This is a genomic window from Microcoleus sp. T3_A4, assembly GCF_036700465.1.
Taxonomy (GTDB): domain Bacteria; phylum Cyanobacteriota; class Cyanobacteriia; order Cyanobacteriales; family Microcoleaceae; genus Microcoleus.
Genome location: NZ_JAUBOY010000025.1, coordinates 106506 through 112505, shown reverse-complemented (window position 1 = coordinate 112505; position 6000 = coordinate 106506). Strand labels below are relative to the sequence as shown.

At 49.3% G+C, this 6000-nt stretch carries 5 protein-coding genes; 3 read left to right on the top strand and 2 right to left on the bottom strand.

All coding sequences use genetic code 11. From position 1 onward, the window contains the following. The first annotated feature begins 117 nt into the window (after window positions 1-117). Window positions 118-366 carry a DUF433 domain-containing protein gene (locus QUA07_RS15825; RefSeq protein WP_333326648.1) on the top strand — a complete coding sequence of 83 codons (249 nt, stop codon included), beginning with the start codon at window positions 118-120 and terminating at the stop codon, window positions 364-366. Window positions 367-401: 35 nt separating this feature from the next. Here QUA07_RS15825 and QUA07_RS15820 read toward each other — a convergent pair whose 3' ends face one another. Further along, on the bottom strand, window positions 402-539 hold the full coding sequence (locus QUA07_RS15820) for a hypothetical protein (protein ID WP_333326646.1): 138 nt from the start codon (window positions 537-539) through the stop codon (window positions 402-404). A 76-nt stretch (window positions 540-615) separates the two neighbouring features. Between QUA07_RS15820 and clpP the strand changes: the two genes are divergently transcribed. Next, complete coding sequence (gene clpP, locus QUA07_RS15815) at window positions 616-1224, top strand: ATP-dependent Clp endopeptidase proteolytic subunit ClpP (RefSeq protein WP_006635758.1); 609 nt, start codon at window positions 616-618, stop codon at window positions 1222-1224. A gap of 215 nt (window positions 1225-1439) precedes the next feature. Here the strand turns inward: clpP and QUA07_RS15810 are convergent, their stop codons facing one another. Beyond that, window positions 1440-2426 carry a hypothetical protein gene (locus QUA07_RS15810; protein WP_333326644.1) on the bottom strand — a complete coding sequence of 329 codons (987 nt, stop codon included), beginning with the start codon at window positions 2424-2426 and terminating at the stop codon, window positions 1440-1442. Window positions 2427-3302: 876 nt separating this feature from the next. Between QUA07_RS15810 and QUA07_RS15805 the strand changes: the two genes are divergently transcribed. Continuing rightward, window positions 3303-5669 carry a ribonuclease R family protein gene (locus QUA07_RS15805; RefSeq protein ID WP_333326642.1) on the top strand — a complete coding sequence of 789 codons (2367 nt, stop codon included), beginning with the start codon at window positions 3303-3305 and terminating at the stop codon, window positions 5667-5669. Window positions 5670-6000 lie beyond the last annotated feature (331 nt).

Below are 6000 nucleotides of genomic sequence, written 5' to 3'. Positions count from 1 at the left end.
AGATTGCACTCACTTTTTTCACTTCTCTATTTTATTGCGATCGCATTCCTCTTTAAAAACTGTCCGGAGTATTGATATAAAAGATTCATAGGATGGAATTTCAGTGGGGATTTAGCGATGGAAACTAACAGAACGTTCGAGCAAAGTGATACCTGGACTGAGGAAGATTGTCTCGATGTCACAACCTTTTCTTTGCAATACGCAGCTACTATCTTTCATAGCGACCCCGATATTTTAGGTGGAAGTCCTGTCTTTATTGCTACTCGCGTCCCGATCGAGACTCTACTTGATTATCTCGAAGCTGGTGATTCGATCGATGAATTTTTCGACCATTTTGCTAGTGTCAGCGGCGATCGAGCGATTTGAGTTATCGCAATGATACGATCGCCACATAACAACATTTAACGTTTATTGATGTCCGCTTCCTCAACATCGATCGCCCTTGGATCGGAAATCCGATCGCACCCCCGCCACAAATTCCTCAAATTACCGCCCCAACCCCGCCCAGCTAAAGGATTTTGCCGATTTCTCGATCGCACGCCACCGATCGCTAACTATAACTGAGCCCTAATCGCTAAAATTAAAAAAAGATACGTAATAGGCAGGCAGGCGTCAATGATCCCAACAGTTATAGAACAATCCGGTCGCGGCGAACGCGCCTTTGACATTTACTCGCGACTCCTGCGCGATCGCATCGTCTTCTTGGGCCAACAGGTTGACTCAGACTTGGCTAACCTGATCGTTGCCCAATTGCTATTTTTAGACGCCGAAGACCCGGAGAAAGATATTTACCTCTATATCAACTCCCCAGGGGGTTCGGTAACAGCAGGTATGGGCATTTTTGACACGATGAACCACATCCGCCCCGACATTTGCACTATTTGCCTCGGTTTGGCAGCCAGCATGGGCGCTTTCCTATTGAGTGCCGGTGCTAAAGGCAAGCGGATGAGTTTGCCTCACTCCCGGATTATGATCCACCAACCTCTCGGCGGAGCTCAAGGACAAGCAACCGATATTGAAATTCAGGCCAAAGAGATTTTGTACCACAAACGCCGCCTGAACGAACATCTTGCCAACCATACCGGTCAGCCGCTTTCCCGCATTGAAGAAGATACCGAACGGGATTTCTTCATGTCGGCTGAAGAAGCAAAGGACTACGGATTAGTCGATCAAGTGATCGATCGCCGTCCTTCCGCCAGCCGCCCGATCGCCGCTGTCGTCTAAATGAAAAGTTAAAAATCAAAAATGAAGAATATTTCCTCATTTTTGATTTTTAATTTTTAACAGTTATATAGCAGTTTTCAGTGCAGTGAATTACAGATGCTGGGGCGCATGACACGGCACAGTGTCCCGTGTTCCTACTGTATTTCCTACAGTTGAAAACTGCTATATGTAGCTTTTTCTAAAAAAATATCACACCTAGAAACCCTACATAATTACTAAGGCAAAGATTCGAGATATTGCAGGAAGTCGAGCAATTCTACTTGATTTAAGAAATGGCGCGCTTCTTTGCCATAACCTTGTTTGAGATAATCTTTTCCTTGGTTGGGAGTCCAGTTCAACCGCTTGATTTCCTCAGTAGTCCTGCTGTAGATTTCCAGATATTCTAGGAAATCTACCAACTGTTCGGTAGAAAGCTCTCTCTGAGACGACTTGCCGTAATTGTGTTCGAGACAGTCGCTTTCCTGTTTTTTCTTCCATTGCAGGCGTTTGAGGATAGCGTCTATTTGCGCGATCGTATCAGAATTATCCTCGATCGCATCGCTCGGAATTCCTACTGCGATCGGTTGCAATTCCCTGACTTCGGCCGCACCCTGTAGCAGTTCACTTTGGCTAGAAGTCGGTACCTCCAGTTCCTGAAGTGGTTCGCCGTAGCTAGAAGAAAGCCAAGCGTCCGAGTCTAACTGCTTTGGTACAAACCCAGTAGCCTCGACGCGATCGACCGTTGGTGGCAGCGGTTCCGCTACAGGTGCGATCGGCTCTTCATTTAATTTCGCTTCGGTCTTGACAAAATTGCTTGGATGTGTTTCAGGCAAGTTGTCAGCAACAGGCATTTCTAGAACCGGAAGAGGAACACTTGTCGGCCCAACAGGAACCGGAACAGCAGGAGGAGGGGGAGGGGGAGGAGCAACTGGAGCAACGGAAGCAACCGGAGCAATCGGAGCAACGGGAGCAACTGGAGCAACCGGAGCCGGATCAACACTCGCGATCGCACGATCGGGCGCAGCAAATCCAAGGACAGCGATCGCTCGCAACCGGGCGCGGTCTTCAGCATCCTCAACAGACTCAGCAGCCGACATAGCCGTAGCCAGAGTTTTGCCGTCAACCTGAATCAGACAGCGAACAACAAACTTACCGTGATGAACAGTCAGCAACTCACAAATTAACTGTCCAGCGGGATAAAGGGCGCGAAATTCAGCAAACATAATTTTTTGACCCCGAAACCAGAGGGGGCTTATGACTTAAGTGTAGTACAGCCCTGAGAAAACAATTTTCTGAAAGCACCTATTCAACATACAATAAATTAAAGGTGAGTCATCCGCGCAACCTTAAACGCCACTAAACCCCATGCCACATCCAGCGGTTTAAGCTAACAAGCATCGGGCGTCATTTCTACCTATAGGAGATGACACAGCAACTAAGCAAAAGTAGTAAAAGTCTCCGGTTTGCGTACCTGCACTTTCTACAGCACAGATTGCTCCCGGCCCGCTCGTTGCACCTCCGTCCGCAAGGACAGATCGCGTGCAAAAAACAGGGGCATCGCAGCGGCGAGCTACTAGCAATTTTGCCTTGATCCGGTAAGTTCTTTGCTAAAGCAAGAGGCAAGAGGCACTTCAAAAGGAAGAAGGAACAACGCAGAAGGAAACAAGGCAGAAGCGAGAAATGCACATTTTCTCCCTCTCCATCCCTCCATCGGCTCATCCTCGACTCAAGCCGTTGCTTTCAGTATCGAGCCATCTTTTAAGAACCGACAGAGGCTTTCTAATTCGCGAAGTGCTCGGCGCTGCTGACCTAAAAGCAAACAAACCAACGCTAAAAAATTGTATTGGGGAATAGCGTGCGGGACAGTTTTCTGCACCGTCAGCAGTCAGTTCAATACAGACAGCAGACACTTAGCACGAAGCCGGTGTCGGGAGAGAATCTCAAAAAAAACTCGCGATGAAACAAGGTGGCTGTGCTCGCGTCTCCACCTATCAACCCGCGCATTTGTTGGGAAGCAGGCACTGCGAGGGCCCGAGGGGGTGCGGCTGATTTCGCCAAAATTTAGACTAATTGCTGGAAACAAGAGGATCGATCGCTACATGGAATTTTCTATCGCTGCACTGCTGGCAAATTTTACAGAAGACAAATTAGTGGCCCCAAAAGCATTGGAGAAAAAACTCGACTGCAACGACGCCACCAGTCAACTCAAACTTCAAATCGCATTAGAAGCTCTAGAGAAAATTGGCATATTAGTCAAAGACAAAGGCCGCTATCGCCGAGTAGCTGAAGACGACGTAGTAGAAGCAAAACTGCGCTGTTCGAGCAAAGGATTTTGCTTTGCAATTCAAGACGCCGAAGGCTCAGAAGACGTTTACGTGCGGGAAAGTCACCTCTCGACAGCTTGGAATGGCGATCGAGTCTTAGTCAAAATCATCAAAGAAGGTAGCCGCCGCCGATCGCCCGAAGGCGAAGTCATGCTCATCCTCGAACGCGCCAACCCCTCGGTACTCGCGCGAGTCAAGCAAACCGCCACCCCCACCGGCCGCGTCAGCTACAGAGCAATCCCCCTGGACGATCGCCTGTTGTTTGAACTAGACTTGCTCGCAAACGGCACAAATCTCCAAGAGGCGATCGACCACCTAGTACACGTCGAAGTCAAACGCTACCCCCTCGGCACCCATCGGCCAGTCGGCAAAGTAGTACAGGTACTAGGTTCCGATGCCGAAGCTGCCGACGACCTCGACATCGTATGCTGCAAACACGACTTGCCGCGATCGTTCCCCGCCGCCGTCATCAAAGCAGCCGAAAATTTGCCCAGCAAAGTCAAAAAAACCGACATCAAAAAACGCCTAGATTTGCGTAACATTCTGACGGTTAGCTTCAGCAAAAACGAACCGGGAACAACCAATAGCGAAAACAATGCTCCTCAAGCCCAGGAGGAAAATATCTCCGAAGGAGGAGGCGAAAACGAGTTTGATCCAACATCATTCCTGTCCGATCCGCCAGTAGAACGCGCTTTGTCGATCGAAACCCTGAAGCCCGGCCGCTGGCAAATAGGAATCCACATCAGCGACGCCGCCGAGTACGTGCAGCCAGAAACCCCGATCGACCGCGAAGCCCGCAAGCGAGGCACCGCCGCCCATCTGGGAGAAAAAATCATCGCCGTATTGCCAGAAACACTCAACGAGCGCTGCTCCCTGCTGCCAGACACAGAACGGCTGGCCTTCAGCATACTGCTCACCCTCGACCAATCAGGAGAACTCCTAGAATACGAAATTCAAACTAGCGTCATTCAAATTGACTACCACCTCACCTACGAGCAAGCTCAAGCAATTCTCGAACCAAGCAATGCCGAAGAACACCCTTTATCTTCCGCCCTCCGTCCTTTCCTCGATCAAATCGGGGCCGCCTCACAGGCAGCCAGACAGACAAGGCTCAAGCGAGGAGCTTTTGAACTAAATTTGCCTGATGCTAACTCTCACTTCGACGACGAAGGCGAATTAGGAGCTTTTGCAACAGCTCCCCCCGTTCAGTCGGCTGTCTCCGAGTTGGTCGTACTCGCCAACCAAGCTGTCGCCACCCACCTGCAAGCCTTGGGAGTCCCAGCAATTTACCGTGTCCAGCCGATGCCAGATCCGGCAGACATTCAAGAGTTCATCAAACTCTCGAACAATCTCGGAGGCGAACTGTATCTCGAAACCGAAGAAGAAGTTTTGCCCTTGGACTTTCAGCGATTTACCCAGCAGTTTGCCGGCCTTAAGTCCGAAAGAGTTCTCACCTACCTGCTCGAAGACACCATGAAGCCCGCTGTTTACAGCACCACTGCCAAGCCGCACTTCGGTTTGGGGCTGTCAGAGGGTTACACGCGGTGCACTTCGCCGCTTTCCCGCTACGCCGATTTGCTGGTGCTGCGGGTGTTGCAAGCGGTGTTCGAGCAAGGCCGCAGCAGCCGCACAACACGGGCTAAGGAAAAAGTTGACTTGCACCATTCCTCCTGTCACGGTCAAATTACTTGGAATGTTCTCCCGCCAGATTTGCACCACGAATTTGAGACAGAGTTTGCATCGGCCGTGGTACACCTGACGGAACGCGAAAGGGTTGCTGAGGATGCTGAAAGCGATTTGCAGGGATTGAAGAAAACCGGATTGATGAAAGAGCGCACCGGTCAAACTTTCCAGGGTTTGATTACAGGTGTACAGTCTTACGGTTTCTTTGTGGAAATTGAGGTGCGACCACCGGAGAGCGACATCCTGCGTGTTGAGGGATTGGTGCACGTTTCTTCGCTGAAGGATGATTGGTACGAATATCGATCGCGCCAGCAAACTCTGGTGGGCCGCAAAAACCGCAATCAGTACCGTTTGGGCGATCGGGTAGAAGTTCAAGTCAAGAGTGTTGACTACTACCGCCAGCAAATTGATTTAGTTGCAGTTGGGGGCGGCAGCCAAGCTTTTGATGATGATGAATAATCTGTTGACTGTTGACAGTTGACAGTTAACTTTTCTCAATACTTAGTTGTCATTATCGGGCAACTAAGTATTAACAAGTGGGCGCCCAACTATACTCAGCAATCATCAATAAACAATTAATGACTAATATCCAATCCGGTACAATTTATATAATTAATCTGCGTTGATCTGTGTTAATCTGCCTGTATCTGCGGTGAAAAAAAGAGAATTTGTTAGCCGCAGATGACAAGGGATAGACGCTGATTCACGCAGATTAACAGAAGAGAGATATGAATAATTCCAATGCTAACAAATTTGAGCTAACAACTAATTACTAGCAACACTCAACCGT